Here is a 15,109-nt window from a genome sequence, read left to right on the forward strand (position 1 = left end):
CGGTCAGTCCGTGGGCAGCGGCCGCGCGTGTGGGGTGACCTGGGTGACCGGTGTGGCCCGCACGATGGTGATCAGACGGTCCGTCAATTGCAGCGCGTCGACCGAGGGATCGTCGTATCCGAGCACCCGGTGCCCCCGTACGACGCTGACCACCAGGTCGTCGGTCTCCCGCGGCCCCCTGCCCACCTCGGCCTTTGTGACGGGCCGTTCGACGATGTCCAGGCCGCTCCCCTGCTGGATGAGGTCCTCCAGGACCATGCCGGCGGCCGGACTCAACACGGACAGCCCCAGCAGACGTCCCGCCGCGCTCGCGCTCGTGATGACCGCGTCCGCCCCGGACTGCCGGAGCAGCGGCGCGTTCTCCTCCTCGCGCACCGCCGCCACGATCTTCGCCCCCCGGTTGAGCTGCCGCGCCGTCAGCGTCACGAGCACCGCGGTGTCGTCCCGCTGCGTGGCCACGATGATCTGCCGGGCCCGCTCCACCTCCGCCCGTTTGAGGACCTCGCTGCGCGTGGCGTCCCCGATCACCCCCGCGTACCCGTCCGCCGTGGCCGCGTCGACCACCTTCGCGCTCGGGTCGACCACGACGACCTGCTGCTTCTTCAACCCCGTCGCACACACGGTCTGCAGGGCCGACCGCCCCTTCGTGCCGAAGCCGACGACGACGGTGTGGTCACGCAAGGTGGACCTCCAGCGGTTGAGGCGCCATTCCTCCCGCGTGCGTTCGGTGAGGACCTCGAGCGTGGTGCCGACGAGGATGATCAGGAACAGCACGCGCAACGGCGTGATGATGAGGATGTTGGTGAGCCGGGCGGCGTCGCTGACGGGCGTGATGTCGCCGTACCCCGTGGTGGAGAGGGTGACCGTCGCGTAGTACGCCGCGTCCAGGAAGTCGACCGAGCCGTCCGAGCTGTCGCGGTAGCCCTCGCGGTCGGCGTAGACGATGAGGACCGTCGCGACCAGCACCAGCAGGGCGAGGGCCAGCCGCTTGCCGACCTGCCGGACCGGGCGCTCCACCACCCGTCTCGGGAGTCTCACCCGACGGGTCACGAGGTGTTCGTCCGCTTGGCGGGCGATCGCGTCCTGGCCCGGAAGTTTCACGTGAAACACACACCGATACCGGCGGCGGCCCAGGGCAGATCGAGCAGCTCCGCCTCCTGCCCCGCCCGCGCGCCGCCCGGTGGTACGACGGCCAGGGCGTCGGCGGCGGCCACGCCCCGCAGCATGGCCGGCCCGTTGTAGTGCAGGGGAACCGCGTGGTCCCCGCGCAGCACGACGGGCACCAGCCGGGTGTCGTACGGATGCCCGTGCACCGCGTCGCTCAGCGGCAGCGTGTACGGCTCCGGCGCCGGGCGCGCCGCCAGGGTGCGCAGCAACGGTTCGGCGAGCGTGAGCAGGCCGGAGACGGCAGCCAGGGGATTGCCGGGCAGGCCGACGAGGTGCTGGTGCTCCTTGGTGCGGGCCAGGAGCATGGGATGGCCGGGGCGGACCTGGACGCCGTCCACCAGGAACTCGGCGTCGAGGCGGCGCAGGATGGGGTGGACGTGGTCGACGGGTCCGGCGGCGGTGCCCCCGGTGGTGACGATCAGGTCGGCACCGGATCCGGTGACCGCCTTGTACAGGGCCCCGGCGTCGTCGCCGATCCTGCGTACGGCGGTGACCTCGGCGCCGAGCGCCCGCAGCCAGGGCGGCAGCATCGGGCCGAGCGCGTCCCGGATCAGGCCGTCGTGCGGCAGGCCCTCGGCGAGCAGCTCGTCGCCGAGCACGAAGACCTCGGCGCGGGGCCGGGGGATCGCGGTGAGGGTGTCGTACCCGGCGGCCGCGGCGAGGCCGAGCACGGCCGGGGTGACGAGGGTGCCGAGGGGCAGCAACTGGTCGCCGCTCCCGCACTCCTGGCCGCGCGGACGGATGTCCTGCCCGTGCACGACCTCGCAGGTCGAGTGCAGCCGGCCCTTGTCGTCCATGCGGCCGTGCTCACTGCGCAGCACCGCCGTGGAGTCCTGCGGTACGCGGGCGCCGGTCGCGATCCGCACCGCCTCGCCGTCGGTCAGCGGCTCGGGCCGCGCGTGCCCGGCCAGAACGCCCTCGTCCCGGACGTCCCAGGGGCCGGGGCCGGCCACGGCCCAGCCGTCCATGGCGGAGGTGTCGAAGGAGGGCAGGTCGGTGAGAGCGGTGAGGGGGGCGGCCAGGACCAGGCCCAGGGCTGCGTCGAGGGGCACCGACACGGTGGCGCGGCGGGCGCCGGCGGGGGTGTCGACGGCGGCGGCTCCCCGGGGGACGGAGGCACGGGCCGCCCGGGCGGCGATCTCGCGGGCGGCGGGCCAGGGGGCGGCTCGGTGGCGGGATTCCGCCGAGTGCGGGCCGCCGTGACCGGCTGCGGCGCCGCCCCGGCCGGAGTGCTCCCCCTCGGGGGGCGCGGCGCCGGGTGCGGAGGCGGTGTCGTCACGGCCGTCCCACGAGGCGTCGTCGTATCCCGCGCGGGCGGTGTCGCGGAAGTGGGCCGGACCGGGGGCCTCTCCGGCGCCGCTCCCCGGGGCGGTCCCGGGACCTTCACCGTGGCCGTGGCCCGGAGTTCGGCTGTCGCCGTGGCCTTCGCCCGGTGCGGGGACGTTGCCCTCCTTCACGAGCGCGAGCACCTCCTCGACGTCGAGATCCTCGGCGTCCTCGCCGGTGCGGACGCCGCGGGCGGTCATCCGGCGTCCCGGCCCGCGCCGGGCCCCGCGTCGGCGGCGCTCTCGTCCGCCCAGCGCCGGGCGAGAGCGACGGCCTTGCGGGTGGCCTCGGCGACCGCCTCGGGGCCACCCCCGGCCTTCGCGGCGGCGTAACCGACGAGGAAGGTGGTCAGGGGCGCCGCCGGCCGGGCCACGCCGTGGGCGGCGTCGCGGGCCAGGTCGAGCAGGCCGCCGGTGTCGACGTCCAGGTCGATGCCCAGCTCGTCCTTGACTGCGGAAATCCATTCATCCAACACGTGCCCATGCTCCCTGATGCGTGCCCTGGCGTCGGCGATGTCGTCCCAGGTGTCGCAGTCGAAGGAGGCGACGGGGTCGGGGACGCGGGTGAGGTCGAGATCGGCGGTCAGCCGGCGCAGCGGCAGCCCGGTGAGAGGGCCGCTCGCGGCACCGCCGGGTGCGGAGCCGCCGCCGAGTGCGGAGCCGCCGCCGAGTGCGGGCGCGGCGAGGGCCGTCAGCCCGCGGCGCAGCGCGGCCGTGCGGTACGCGGCCACGAGCGGCTGGTCGCGCCCCTCGGCGTCGGTGAGCAGCGCGCCGTCCGCGCGGCCCGCCCGCAGGGCGTCCAACAGCCGCCGCACGGTGGCCTCTTCGAGGAACGGCAGATCGGCGGAGAGCACGACGACGTGGTCCGCCGTGGTGCGGCGCAGCCCGGCGTCGAGCGCGGCGAGCGGACCGGCGCCGGGCGGCTCCTCGCGCGCCCACAGCACGGGGCGCGGGGTCGGCCGTGGTTCGGCCACGACGACGGTCGTGCGCGCCCCGGCACAGGCGCCGAGCACCCGGTCGAGCAGGGCGCGGCCGCCGACCCGCACCCCGGGTTTGTCCGCGCCGCCGAGCCGCCTGGCGGCACCGCCGGCGAGCACGACGGCGTCGTAGGCGGCACCCTCGTCCGGCACACGCCCGGCCGCGTCCACTGCGCCGGGTGCGCCGGGCACGTCACGGGCGCCGGGGGCGCCGGGGGGCTCGTAGGCGGTCACCCCCCGAGTATGCGTCCCGCCCGCGATCACAGGGAATGCGGGCGGGACCCCGGCGTCACACCGTGCGCAGCAGCACCGCCGGCTGTTCCACGCAGTCCGCCACATACCGCAGGAAACCGCCCGCCGTGCCGCCGTCGCACACCCGGTGGTCGAAGGTGAGCGAGAGCTGGACGACCTGCCGCACCGCCAGCTCGCCCTCGTGCACCCAGGGCTTCGGGACGATGCGGCCGACGCCGAGCATGGCGGCCTCGGGGTGGTTGATGATCGGCGTGGAGCCGTCGACGCCGAACACCCCGTAGTTGTTCAACGTGAAGGTGCCGCCGGTCAGTTCCGCGGGCGTCAGGGTGCCCGCGCGGGCCGCCTCGGTCAGCCGGGCGAACTCGGCGGTCAGCGCCTCGACGTCCCGCGCGTGCGCGTCCCGTACGACCGGGACGACGAGCCCGCGCTCGGTCTGCGCGGCGAAGCCGAGGTGCACCTCGTCGAGCCGGACGACCTCCCTGGCCTCCATGTCCACCGTGGAGTTGAGCTCCGGGTAGCGCGCGAGCGCGGCCGTGCAGATCCGGGCGAGGAGGGCGAGAAGGGAGATCTTCGGGCCCCCGGCCGCGTTCATCGCCGCCCGCGCCCGCATCAGCTCCGTGGCGTCGGCGTCCACCCAGCAGGTGGCGTCCGGGATCTCCCGGCGGCTCCGGGACAGCTTGTCGGCCACGGCACCGCGCACACCCTTGAGGGGGATGCGCGTGCCTCCGGCGCCACCGCGGGGAGCCCGCCGGGCACCGGCGGCCGTCTCGGCGGGCCGCTCGGCGGCGGACGCGGACGTGCCCGACACGGCCGTGCCGGACGCAGTCGTGGCCTCCGTGCCCGGCGCCCCCGTACGGCCCGGCGCCGTGCCGGCCCGGAGCACGCCCTCGACGTCCGCGCGCAGGATCAGCCCGTCGGGGCCGGAACCGGAGAGCCGGCGCAGGTCCAGGCCGTTCTCCCGGGCGAGCCGGCGGACGAGCGGGGAGATGACCGGGACGGGTCCGTCGGCCGAGCGGTCGGCCGCCGGGCCGGGGACGGCCGTGCCGGCGCGGCCGTTCAGGGACGCCGCCCCCGCCGTCCTCGCCTGGACGGCGGCCGACGGTGCCGGACCGCCGTTCGCGGCGGCCACCCCTGCGCGCGCGTCCGCCGCACCCGCGGCCGGCGCACCCGGGGCGGACGCGTCCGAAGCCGGCCCGCCCGATGCCTGCGGCGCCTGGCGCACCCGCCGGCGGCGCGCCGGGGGCGCTCCGGTGCCGTACCCCACCAGGACGTTGCCGGAGCCCTGGCTGTCGTCCCCGGCGGCAGGTTCGCCGACCGCCACCGTCAGCAGCGGGGCGCCGACGGGCAGTTCGGTGCCCTCCTCGCCGTACCGGGCCGTGACCACGCCCCCGTACGGGCAGGGCACCTCGACCATCGCCTTGGCCGTCTCGACCTCGACGACCGGCTGGTCGACGGTGACGACGTCGCCCACCTGCACCAGCCAGCGGACGATCTCCGCCTCGGTGAGCCCCTCCCCGAGGTCGGGGAGCTTGAACTCCAGCACCTGTGCCATCAGCTCTCGGCCTCCCACTGCAGACGCGCGACGGCGTCCAGGATCCGGTCGACACCGGGCAGGTGGTGCCGCTCCAGCATCGGCGGCGGGTAGGGGATGTCGAACCCGGCCACGCGCAGCACAGGCGCCTCCAGGTGGTGGAAGCAGCGCTCCGTGACCCGGGCGGCGATCTCCCCGCCCGGGCCGCCGAAGGAACCCGACTCGTGCACGACGACCGCCCGCCCGGTGCGCCGCACCGACGCGCAGACGGTCTCGTCGTCGAACGGCACCAGGGAGCGCAGGTCGACGACCTCCAGGTCCCAGCCCTCGGCCCGCGCCGCCTCGGCGGCCTCGAGGCAGACGGGCACGGACGGGCCGTACGTGATCAGCGTGGCGCTGCGGCCGGTGCGCCGCACCACCGCACGGCCGATGGGCTCGACGGTCTGCGGTTCCTCCGGGTTCCAGGAGTCCTTCGACCAGTACAGGCGCTTGGGTTCGAGGAAGACGACCGGGTCGTCGGAGGCGATGGCGGCGCGCAGCAGGCCGTAGGCGTCGGCGACGGTCGCGGGCGTGACGACATGGAGCCCCGGAGTCGCCATGTAGTACGCCTCGGACGAGTCGCTGTGGTGCTCGACGCCGCCGATGCCGCCGCCGTAGGGGACGCGGACGGTGATCGGCAGGGGCATCCTGCCGCGGGTGCGGTTGCGCATCCGCGCGACATGGCTGATGAGCTGCTCGAAGGCCGGGTAGGCGAAGGCGTCGAACTGCATCTCGACGACCGGGCGCAGTCCGTACATGGCCATGCCGACGGCGGTGCCGAGGATGCCGGCCTCGGCCAGCGGAGTGTCCGTGCAGCGGTCCTCGCCGAACTCCTCGGCGAGTCCGTCGGTGACACGGAAGACCCCGCCGAGGGTGCCGACGTCCTCGCCCATCACGTGCACGGCGGGGTCGGCGGCCATCGCGTCGCGCAGCGCGCGTGTGAGGGCCTGGGCCATGGTGGCCGGCTTGAGCGCGACGGTGGTCATCGGGCCGTACCCTCCTGGGACTCGGACTCGGCCTCCAGCTCGGCCCGCAGCTGGGCCTGCTGCTCGCGCAGTTGCGGGGTGGGCTCGGCGTACACGTGGGCGAACAGGTCCGTCGGGTCGAGCGAGGGGTCCTGGTTCATGCGCTCGCGCAGCCGGGCGGCCATCGTCTCGGCGTCCTCGCGCGCGGCCCGGATGGCGTCCTCGTCGATCAGGCCCCGCCCGGTCAGCTCCCGCTCCAGCAGCGCGATCGGGTCGTGGTCGCGCCAGGTGTCGACCTCGGCGTCGCCGCGGTAGCGGGTGGCGTCGTCGGCGTTGGTGTGGGCGTCGATGCGGTACGTCACCGCCTCGATCAGCGTCGGGCCGCCACCCGCGCGCGCGTTGCGTACGGCGTCGGAGAGGACCTCGTGGACGGCGGCGGCGTCGTTGCCGTCGACCAGGCGGCCCGGTATCCCGTACCCGACGGCCTTGTGGGCCAGCGAGGGGGCGGCGGTCTGCTTGTCGAGCGGGACGGAGATGGCGAAGCCGTTGTTCTGGACGAGGAAGACGACCGGGGCCTGCCAGACGGCGGCGAAGTTCAGCGCCTCGTGGAAGTCGCCCTCGCTGGTGCCGCCGTCGCCGACCATGGCCAGCGCGACCACGTCGTCGCCCTTGAGGCGGGCGGCGTGGGCCAGGCCCACGGCGTGCGGCAGCTGGGTGGCGAGCGGGGTGCTCAGCGGCGCCACGCGGTGCTCGTAGGGGTCGTAGCCGGTGTGCCAGTCACCGCGCAGCAGGGTGAGGGCCTCGACGGGGTCCACTCCGCGCGCGACGACGGCGAGCGTGTCGCGGTAACTGGGGAAGAGCCAGTCCCGGTCCTCCAGGGCGAGCGCGGCCGCGACCTCGCAGGCCTCCTGGCCGGTGCTGGAGGGGTAGACGGCCAGGCGGCCCTGCTTGGTGAGCGCGGTGGCCTGCGCGTTGTACCGACGGCCGCGCACCAGCTGCGCGTACAGGCGGCGCAGCAGCTCCGGATCGGCCTTGGCGGCGGCCTCCGTGCCCAGGACGCGGTACGGCTCCGGGTCGGGCAGCAGCGGCGCGGGGTCGGTACGGGGCTGCCAGGCGGGCGGTGGCGATGGCCGGTACGCGCCCCGCTGCTCCATGACCGTCATGACGGCACCTCCTCGTGGGAGCGGCTACGGGAGGCGTGTCGGCTGTGACCCGCCTCACCTACCGATTGTTCGGTCGTCGGCACATTTTGGCTACAGGCGGCCCCAGGCTGTGGACAAACGGTTCTCCACAACCTGAGATGTACGCAGTACGTCCACGGCGGAGAGGCGGGGGGACATGGCATCTGAACAAATGGCCGAGGGCCCGAACGGCGCCGCCCTGCCGCCGCCGCGCCCGCTGGACGCCATTGATCAGGACATCCTGCAGATGCTCCAGACGGACGGCCGCGCCTCGATACGGTCGGTCGCCGAACGGGTCCACGTCTCGCGCGCCAACGCCTACGCGCGGATCAACCGCCTCATCGACGACGGCGTGATCCGCGGGTTCGGCGCCCGCGTGAACCACGAACGCGCGGGTCAGGCCACCTCGGCGTACATCACCCTGAAGATCGTGCAGAACTCCTGGCGCACGGTGCGCGAGCAGCTCAGGCAGTTGCCCGGCGCGTCCCACATCGCGCTGGTGGGCGGCGACTTCGACGTGCTGCTCCTCGTGCACACCCCCGACAACCGGGCCCTGCGCGAAGTGGTGCTCACCCGTCTCCAGGCGATCCCCGAGGTGCTCAGCACCCGCACGCTGCTGGTGTTCGAGGAGGAGGACCTGGAGCCCCAGGGCTGACCGGCGGCCGGGCCCGGAGACGGCCGGTGGCGGCCGGAGGCCGCTCAGTCCGCCTTGCGCAGGCCTCCGAAGACCAACTGCACCACCGCGTCGGCCACTTCGCGCTCGCTCATGCCGCGCCCGTCCGGCCGGTACCACTCCACGATCGAGTTGATCATTCCGAAGACGAGCCGGGTCGCGAGCCGCACCTCCACGTCGCCGCGCACGTCCCCCTCCGCGGCCGCCGCCTTCAGCAGCTCGGCCACCCGGTGGTCGAACTCGCGGCGCCGCTCCAGCGCCCAGCGCTCGGTGCCGGTGTTGCCGCGCACGCGCAGCAGCAGCGTCACGTACGGCAGTTCGGCGATGAGCACCTCCACCATGCGCCGCACGACGTACTCCAGGCGGCCCACCGCGCGCCCCACGCGCGCGGGTTCCTCACCGAGGATGCCGAAGAGCCCGTCCAGCGCCCGGCTGACGGCCCGGCGCAGCAACTCCTCCTTGCCGGCGACATGGTGGTAGATCGACGACTTGGAGATGCCGGCCGCCTTGGACAGGTGCTCCATGGACGTGCCGTCGTAGCCCCGGTCGTTGAAGACCCGCACGGCGACGGTGAGCAGCGTCTCGGGGGTGTACGTGTCGCGCCTGGCGGTGGTCATGAGGTGCCCTCCCGCTTGTCGGTGGCGTACGCGTGGCGGTAGAGCGCCAGGGACGGCGCGTAGCGTCCGGAGGGGTCGCGCAGGTGCAGGTCGTCCAGGAGGCCGTAGGCCCAGGTCCGGCCGAGCCTGCGGCTCCACTCGAAGGGCCCCAGGGGGTAGTTGACGCCCAGGCGCATCGCGGTGTCGATGTCCTCCTCGGTGGCGACCCCCTTGGCGACGGCGTCGTGCGCCAGGTCGACGATCCGGGCGACCGTACGGGCCACGATCATGCCCGGCACGTCGCCGATGACGCTGACGTCCTTGCCGAGCGCCTGGAAGAGCCCGGTGGCCTCCGCCAGGGTCTGCGGGGAGGTGTCCTGCGAGGCGGACAGGGCGATCCGGGTGGCCCTGCGGTAGTCGAGCGCCAGGTCGAAGTAGACGACGTCACGGAACTCGACGGAGGTCTGCCCGTCGGCGAGGACCAGTTGGCCGCCGCCGGGCAGCACCAGGCGGGTGCCGTGGTCCTCGTCCTCCTCGCGGACGGCGACGCCCGCCTCGCGGATCAGCGGGAGCAGCTCGGACGCCGGGCCCAGATCGCCCTCGGCGACGACGTACGCGGGCGGGTGCGCCTTCTCGGCGGTGTGCGGCTCGGGGCGCTCGGCGTCCTCGGCGTAGTCGTACCAGCCGTGTCCGCTCTTGCGGCCGAGGCGGCCGGACTCGACCAGGCGCCGCTGGGCGAGCGAGGGCGTGAAGCGGACGTCCTGGAAGAACGACTGCCACACGGAGTGCGTGACCGACTCGTTGACGTCCTGCCCGATGAGGTCGGTCAGCTCGAAGGCACCCATCCGGAAGCCGCCGGACTCGCGCAGCACGGCGTCGATGGTGGCGGGGTCGGCGCCCTGCGCCTCGAGGACGGCGAACGCCTCGGCGTAGAACGGCCGGGCGATGCGGTTGACGATGAAGCCCGGGGTGTCCGCGCAGGCGACCGGCGTCTTGCCCCAGGCGCGGGCCGTCTCGTACACGCGGGTGGCCGAGGTGACATCGGTCGCGAACCCGGAGACGACCTCCACCAGCGGCAGCAGCGGCGCCGGGTTGAAGAAGTGCAGGCCCACCAGGCGGCCCGGATTGCGCAGCGCGCCGCCGACGGCCGTCACCGACAGGGACGAGGTGTTGGTGGCGAGCAGGCAGTCGTCGCCGACGACGCCCTCCAGCTCGCGGAACAGCTCCTGCTTGACGTCCAGCCGCTCCAGCACGGCCTCGACGACGAGCGCGCAGTCCGCGAGGGAGGCGAGGTCCTCGACGGGCCGCAGCCGGGCGCGGGCCGCGTCCCTGTCGGCGGCGGAGAGCCGGCCCTTCTCGACGAGCCGGTCCAGCCGCGCGCCGATCGCGGCGGCCGCCTCCCCGGCCCGCCCGGGCACGGTGTCGTGGAGCCGCACCGGATGGCCGGCGACCAGCGCGACCTGGGCGATGCCCTGGCCCATGGTGCCGGTGCCGACGACGGCCACGGGGCTGCTGAGGTCGAGTGCTGTCATGTGCGCGATCCTCCCGCACGGGGTTTTCCACAGATGCGGCAGGCCCCCTTGTCCCGACCGATCGTTCGGTTACTCTAGCCCTGTCCAGTCGTTCCTGCCCATGGTTCTGCCCAGGTCATGAGCTCGAAGAAGAGTTCTTGAGACGAGGAGTTGGTCCCGCATGGCCGCCGAACTGACCGCGCACGAGCTCATCGCACGGCACCGGCCCACTCTCGACCAGGCGCTGGAGGCGATCCGCACGCGCGCGTACTGGTCGCCCCACCCCGAGCACCCGAAGGCCTACGGGGAGCACGGCGGCCTGGACGCGGCCGCGGGCAAGGCCGCCTTCGACGCCCTGCTGGGCACCCGTCTCGACCTCGGCCAGCCCGGCACCGACGACTGGGTGGGCGGCGAGGTCTCGCCGTACGGCCTCGACCTGGGCGTGACCTACCCGCACGCGGACCTCGACCAGCTGCTGCCCGCGATGAGGGCCGGACAGCGCGCCTGGCGCGACGCGGGCGCGGAGGCGCGCGCCGTGGTCTGCCTGGAGATCCTCAAGCGGATCAGCGACCGGACGCACGAGTTCGCCCACGCCGTCATGCACACCTCCGGCCAGGCCTTCATGATGGCGTTCCAGGCGGGCGGCCCGCACGCCCAGGACCGCGGTCTCGAGGCGGTCGCGTACGCCTATGTGGAGCAGGTGCGCACCCCGGACACCGCGGAGTGGACCAAGCCCCAGGGCAAGCGCGACCCGCTCGCCCTCACCAAGCAGTTCACGCCCGTCCCGCGCGGGATCGCGCTGATGATCGGCTGCAACACGTTCCCGACGTGGAACGGCTATCCGGGCCTGTTCGCGTCCCTGGCCACCGGCAACGCGGTCCTGGTGAAGCCCCACCCGCGCGCGGTGCTGCCCCTCGCACTCACCGTGCAGGTGGCCCGCCAGGTGCTCACCGAGGCCGGCTTCGACCCGAACCTGGTGGCACTGGCCGCCGAGCGGCCCGGCGAGGGAATCGCCAAGGCCCTGGCCACCCGCCCCGAGATCAGGATCATCGACTACACCGGGTCGACGGCCTTCGGCGACTGGCTGGAGGCCAACGCGCGCCAGGCGCAGGTCTACACGGAGAAGGCCGGCGTCAACACGGTGATCGTGGAGTCGACCGACGACTACAAGGGGATGCTCTCCAACCTGGCCTTCTCGCTCTCCCTCTACAGCGGCCAGATGTGCACCACCCCGCAGAACCTGCTCGTCCCGCGCGAGGGAATCCGCACCGACCAGGGCCCCAAGTCCTTCGACGAGGTCACCGCCGACCTCGCCAAGGCCGTCGACGGCCTGCTCGGCGACGACGCCCGGGCGAACGCCCTGCTCGGCGCGATCGTCAACCCGGACGTGAAGGCGCGCCTGGAGGCCGCCGCCGGCCTCGGCGAGGTCGCCCTCGCCTCGCGCGAGGTCACCAACCCGGACTTCCCCGGCGCGGTCGTCCGCACCCCGGTGATCGTCAAGCTGGACGGCGCCAAGCCGGACGCCGAGTCCGCCTACATGAGCGAGTGCTTCGGACCCGTGTCCTTCGCCGTCGCGGTCGACTCGGCGGCGGACGCGGTGGAGCTGCTGCGCCGCACGATCCGCGAGAAGGGCGCGATGACGGTGGGCGCCTACACCACCGACGACGAGGTCGAGCAGGCCGTGCAGGAGGTGTGCCTGGAGGAGGCCGCCCAGCTGTCCCTCAACCTCACCGGCGGGGTGTACGTCAACCAGACCGCCGCCTTCTCCGACTTCCACGGATCGGGCGGCAACCCGGCGGCCAACGCGGCCCTGTGCGACGGGGCGTTCGTGGCCAACCGGTTCCGGGTGGTGGAGGTCCGCCGGGAGGCCTAGGCAGGACCCTCAGGACGCGAGCGGTGCGCCCCCGCCGGCGCTCCAGTGGTACAGCGTCATCGCCACGCTGGTGGCGAGGTTGTAGCTGGAGACCTGGGGGCGCATCGGCAGCGCCACCAGGTGATCGGCACGTGCGCGGAGTCCGCCGGACAGGCCGCTGCGCTCGGAGCCGAAGGCGAGCACGGCGTCGTCCGGCAGCTTCAGCCCCCGGATGTCCTCGCCCTCCGGGTCGAGGGCGAAGAGCGGACCGGGCGGCAGCTCGTCGACGCCGAGCCGCTCCACGGCGGTCGCGAAGTGCAGCCCCGCCCCGCCGCGCACCACGGTGGGATGCCACGGGTCGAGGGTTCCGGTGGTGACCACCCCGGTCGCCCCGAAACCGGCGGCCAGCCGGATCACGGCCCCCGCGTTGCCCAGGTTGCGCGGCTGGTCCAGGACCACCACGGGCGCGCTGCGGGGCATGCGGGCCAGCACCGCCAGACGGTCCTCGCGGGAGGGCCGTACGGCGAGGGCGGCGACGGCGGTCGGGTGGGGCCGGGCCACGAGGGAGGCGTAGGTCTCCTGCGGCACCTCGGCCAGCAGGGCGCCCAGCCGGTCCCGTACGTCCGGCGCCAGTTCGTCGGCGAGGGCGAGCGCCGCCCGCCGGTCGGCGGTGACCGCCACCGGCACCTCGGCACCGAAACGCACGGCGTGCTTGAGGGCGTGGAAGCCGTCGAGCAGGACGCAGTCCCCGGCGAGCCGGCGCCAGCGGGAAACGGGATCGGTCATGCCCCGAAGCCTACGTGGACGGGCTCGCCGTCCCCCGGGGAGCGCGCGCCCTCCGGCTCCGGCCGGCCCGCCCGCGAGGGCAGCCGCCCCCGCGCGTGTGCCGCCCAGCCGCCCACGCGGTGCAGGAAGGAGGTCGGCAGGAACACCGCGTCCGCCGCGATCATCGCGAGCGAGAAGAACGGCAGCCCCAGGACGACGGCGATCACCGCGTGCTCGGTCATCATGGCCGCCAGCAGGACGTTCTTGACCCGCCGGTTGAAGAGCGTGAACGGGAAGGCGACCTGCACGGCCACCGTCCCGTAGGTCACCAGCATCACCATGGTGCCGCTGGCCGACAGCAGGTCGCCGAGCGCGGGCCAGGGCGAGAAGTAGTCCAGGTGGAGCGGGTAGTAGACGGCGGTGCCGTCCTGCCAGCGCGAGCCCTGGATCTTGTACCAGCCGGCCGTCGCGTAGATCAGGCACGCCTCCGCCGCGATCACGAGCAGCGCGGCGTTGTGCACCAGGTTGGCGATGACGTCGAGCAGGATCCGCGGCTGCGACCACCGGTCCCGGCGCCCGACGGCCCACCACAGGGCCTGCGCCACCCACACACCCCACAGGAGCGCGGGGACGAGCCACTCGCCCCGCATCCTGCCCGCTGCGGTCACCACGACCAGGACCAGCCCGAGCACGGCCCACAGGACGGGGCCGGCCCGGTCGGGCGTCCGCTCCCCGCGCGCGCGGGCCGCCGCCGCGCGCCGGGCCCGCCGCGCGTCCAGCGACCACACCTGGCCGCAGCGCGTGAAGACCAGGTACAGGGACATCAGGTGCAGGACGTTGTCGCCGCCGTCACCGGCGAAGACGCTGCGGTTCTGCAGCGACAGCACACCGACCATGAACAGCACGGACAGGGTGCGGGTGCGCCAGCCCAGCATCAGCAGCAGGCTCGCCAGCACGGCCAGCACGTAGACGATCTCGAACCACGGCTGCCCCCGGAACCACAGCAGGACCGTGAAGGAGCCGTTGCTCGCGGTCAGCTGCTCGGCGAGGTCCCAGCTCCACGGCGCGTCCGGCCCGTAGAGCTCCTGGCGGTGGGGGAACTCGCGCAGCAGGAACAGCAGCCAGGTCAGCGAGAAGCCGATGCGGATCACGGCCGCCTGGTACGGGCCGAGGGCCGCCTCGGTGACCCGGGCTATGCCCCGGGAGAAGCAGAGCGAGAGCCGGTTCACCGCACACCCCCTTCGAGCTCGCCGCTCGGCACCGTCCACCAGGGAAGCACGCGGTAGGCGGGCGTGTCCGGCACCTTCTCCCCGCTCCACACGGGCGGCTGCACATTGCTGGTACGGCTGCGGACCTGGACGCGCTGGATCACCCCGTCCGGGCCGGCCGCGTGGTCGCGGCCGAGGCGCAGCACGACGATCCGGCGCAGATACTGCTCGGCGAGCATGCCGCGCAGGCCCGCCGGGCGGTTCTCGCTGGTGTGGCTGGCGCCGTAGAAGTCCCAGGCGCGGCGCAGTTCGTTCTGCTGGGTGTGGCTGGGCACCGGATTGCCGTCGATGGCCCGGCCGTCCTGTGCCGACAGGTCGTACCAGCCGGTCGTGCGCAGGCCACCGGCGCCGGTGGCGACCTCGGCCCGCACCTGCACCGCGATGTTCTGCTGCAACGGGTTCGGCGCGAAGAGCTTCCAGTTCTGCTCGAACTCCGGGTAGACCCAGTCGTCCACGGCCTTGCCGTGCTGTTTCGTCATCGTGTTCGACGGCGCGACGTGCAGGAACACCATGCCCAGGTGCACACAGGCGGTCACCGCCACCACCGCGAGCGCCAGCGCCGCACCGACCCGGTAGGGCGTGGAGAGCGCGGCGACCCCGGCCCGGGCCTCGGCGCGGGGGCCGGGCACGACGGGGTAATCGCCCGGGCCGGGCACGACGGAATGACCGCCCGGGTCGGGCGCGGCGGGGTGATCGCCCGGGCCGGGCACGACGGAATGACCGCCCGGGTCGGGCGCGGCGGGGTGATCGCCCGGGCCGGGCGGGTCGCCTGCGCCGAGCGGGCCGCCTTCGCCGGGCCGGGCGGGCGCACCGGACGGATCGCCGTCACCGGGCCGGGCGCCGGCACCCGGTGTGCCCCCGGCGCCGAGCGGATCGTGGGCACCGGTGGGGCCGGCGGGCGCGGTGTCGCCCGTCGGGCCCCCGCCGTCCGGGGCGTTCGAGTCCTCGTCGTACGCGTCCATTCCGCCCCGTTCCCCATCCCCGTCCGTCTTACGGTCCTCGGCGCC

The 15,109-nt window shown here is 74.2% G+C and carries 13 protein-coding genes; 2 read left to right on the forward strand and 11 right to left on the reverse strand.

What is annotated here, in order from left to right:
- Positions 1-3: 3 nt before the first annotated feature.
- Genes ACIQ9G_RS19220 through pdhA form a run of 6 tightly spaced genes read right to left on the reverse strand, consistent with a single transcriptional unit; the run spans position 4 to position 7,419 of the window.
- The gene (locus ACIQ9G_RS19220) at positions 4-1,101 is read right to left on the reverse strand and encodes a potassium channel family protein (protein WP_403610716.1); all 1,098 of its coding nucleotides are present in this window, start codon (positions 1,099-1,101) and stop codon (positions 4-6) included.
- On the reverse strand, positions 1,098-2,693 hold the full coding sequence (locus ACIQ9G_RS19225; protein ID WP_403610719.1) for a molybdopterin-binding protein: 1,596 nt from the start codon (positions 2,691-2,693) through the stop codon (positions 1,098-1,100). The genes ACIQ9G_RS19220 and ACIQ9G_RS19225 overlap by 4 nt, the downstream gene beginning before the upstream one ends.
- Positions 2,690-3,703 (reverse strand): NTP transferase domain-containing protein, encoded by a 1,014-nt coding sequence (locus ACIQ9G_RS19230; RefSeq protein WP_403610722.1) that lies wholly within the window; start codon positions 3,701-3,703, stop codon positions 2,690-2,692. The genes ACIQ9G_RS19225 and ACIQ9G_RS19230 overlap by 4 nt, the downstream gene beginning before the upstream one ends.
- 55 nt (positions 3,704-3,758) lie before the next feature.
- Positions 3,759-5,273 carry a dihydrolipoamide acetyltransferase family protein gene (locus tag ACIQ9G_RS19235; protein ID WP_403610724.1) on the reverse strand — a complete coding sequence of 505 codons (1,515 nt, stop codon included), beginning with the start codon at positions 5,271-5,273 and terminating at the stop codon, positions 3,759-3,761.
- Positions 5,273-6,277 (reverse strand): alpha-ketoacid dehydrogenase subunit beta, encoded by a 1,005-nt coding sequence (locus tag ACIQ9G_RS19240; RefSeq protein WP_403610727.1) that lies wholly within the window; start codon positions 6,275-6,277, stop codon positions 5,273-5,275. Before ACIQ9G_RS19240 ends, ACIQ9G_RS19235 begins: the two co-directional genes overlap by 1 nt.
- A complete protein-coding gene (gene pdhA / locus ACIQ9G_RS19245; RefSeq protein WP_403610729.1) occupies positions 6,274-7,419 on the reverse strand; it encodes a pyruvate dehydrogenase (acetyl-transferring) E1 component subunit alpha in 1,146 nt (381 codons plus the stop codon). The genes ACIQ9G_RS19240 and pdhA overlap by 4 nt, the downstream gene beginning before the upstream one ends.
- Before the next feature lie 190 nt (positions 7,420-7,609).
- On the opposite strand from pdhA, the gene ACIQ9G_RS19250 reads away from it, so the two are divergent.
- Positions 7,610-8,092 (forward strand): Lrp/AsnC family transcriptional regulator, encoded by a 483-nt coding sequence (locus tag ACIQ9G_RS19250; protein ID WP_403611290.1) that lies wholly within the window; start codon positions 7,610-7,612, stop codon positions 8,090-8,092.
- Positions 8,093-8,136: 44 nt separating this feature from the next.
- On the opposite strand, the gene ACIQ9G_RS19255 is transcribed toward ACIQ9G_RS19250, so the two are convergent.
- Positions 8,137-8,727, reverse strand: a complete 591-nt coding sequence (locus ACIQ9G_RS19255) for a TetR/AcrR family transcriptional regulator (protein WP_403610732.1) — start codon at positions 8,725-8,727, stop codon at positions 8,137-8,139.
- Positions 8,724-10,238: a 3-hydroxyacyl-CoA dehydrogenase gene (locus tag ACIQ9G_RS19260; protein WP_403610735.1), complete on the reverse strand. Its 1,515-nt coding sequence runs from the start codon at positions 10,236-10,238 to the stop codon at positions 8,724-8,726. Before ACIQ9G_RS19260 ends, ACIQ9G_RS19255 begins: the two co-directional genes overlap by 4 nt.
- Positions 10,239-10,398: 160 nt before the next feature.
- Here ACIQ9G_RS19260 and paaN point away from each other — a divergent pair, with 160 nt between their 5' ends.
- Positions 10,399-12,090: a phenylacetic acid degradation protein PaaN gene (gene paaN, locus ACIQ9G_RS19265; RefSeq protein WP_403610738.1), complete on the forward strand. Its 1,692-nt coding sequence runs from the start codon at positions 10,399-10,401 to the stop codon at positions 12,088-12,090.
- A gap of 9 nt (positions 12,091-12,099) precedes the next feature.
- Here the strand turns inward: paaN and ACIQ9G_RS19270 are convergent, their stop codons facing one another.
- Genes ACIQ9G_RS19270 through ACIQ9G_RS19280 form a run of 3 tightly spaced genes read right to left on the reverse strand, consistent with a single transcriptional unit; the run spans position 12,100 to position 15,064 of the window.
- Positions 12,100-12,855: a TrmH family RNA methyltransferase gene (locus tag ACIQ9G_RS19270; protein ID WP_403610741.1), complete on the reverse strand. Its 756-nt coding sequence runs from the start codon at positions 12,853-12,855 to the stop codon at positions 12,100-12,102.
- A complete protein-coding gene (locus ACIQ9G_RS19275; RefSeq protein WP_403610743.1) occupies positions 12,852-14,063 on the reverse strand; it encodes an HTTM domain-containing protein in 1,212 nt (403 codons plus the stop codon). The genes ACIQ9G_RS19270 and ACIQ9G_RS19275 overlap by 4 nt, the downstream gene beginning before the upstream one ends.
- Positions 14,060-15,064 (reverse strand): DUF5819 family protein, encoded by a 1,005-nt coding sequence (locus tag ACIQ9G_RS19280; protein ID WP_403611293.1) that lies wholly within the window; start codon positions 15,062-15,064, stop codon positions 14,060-14,062. The genes ACIQ9G_RS19275 and ACIQ9G_RS19280 overlap by 4 nt, the downstream gene beginning before the upstream one ends.
- Positions 15,065-15,109 lie beyond the last annotated feature (45 nt).

The organism is Streptomyces sp. NPDC096152, assembly GCF_044763235.1.
Lineage (GTDB): Bacteria > Actinomycetota > Actinomycetes > Streptomycetales > Streptomycetaceae > Streptomyces.

Coding starts and splice junctions, on each gene's coding strand:
- ACIQ9G_RS19225 (WP_403610719.1), bottom strand. CDS start 2,693: ATGACCGCCCGCGGCGTCCGCACCGGCGAGGACGCCGAGGATCTCGAC.
- ACIQ9G_RS19235 (WP_403610724.1), bottom strand. CDS start 5,273: ATGGCACAGGTGCTGGAGTTCAAGCTCCCCGACCTCGGGGAGGGGCTC.
- ACIQ9G_RS19240 (WP_403610727.1), bottom strand. CDS start 6,277: ATGACCACCGTCGCGCTCAAGCCGGCCACCATGGCCCAGGCCCTCACA.
- pdhA (WP_403610729.1), bottom strand. CDS start 7,419: ATGACGGTCATGGAGCAGCGGGGCGCGTACCGGCCATCGCCACCGCCC.
- ACIQ9G_RS19250 (WP_403611290.1), top strand. CDS start 7,610: ATGGCCGAGGGCCCGAACGGCGCCGCCCTGCCGCCGCCGCGCCCGCTG.
- ACIQ9G_RS19255 (WP_403610732.1), bottom strand. CDS start 8,727: ATGACCACCGCCAGGCGCGACACGTACACCCCCGAGACGCTGCTCACC.
- ACIQ9G_RS19260 (WP_403610735.1), bottom strand. CDS start 10,238: ATGACAGCACTCGACCTCAGCAGCCCCGTGGCCGTCGTCGGCACCGGC.
- paaN (WP_403610738.1), top strand. CDS start 10,399: ATGGCCGCCGAACTGACCGCGCACGAGCTCATCGCACGGCACCGGCCC.
- ACIQ9G_RS19270 (WP_403610741.1), bottom strand. CDS start 12,855: ATGACCGATCCCGTTTCCCGCTGGCGCCGGCTCGCCGGGGACTGCGTC.
- ACIQ9G_RS19280 (WP_403611293.1), bottom strand. CDS start 15,064: ATGGACGCGTACGACGAGGACTCGAACGCCCCGGACGGCGGGGGCCCG.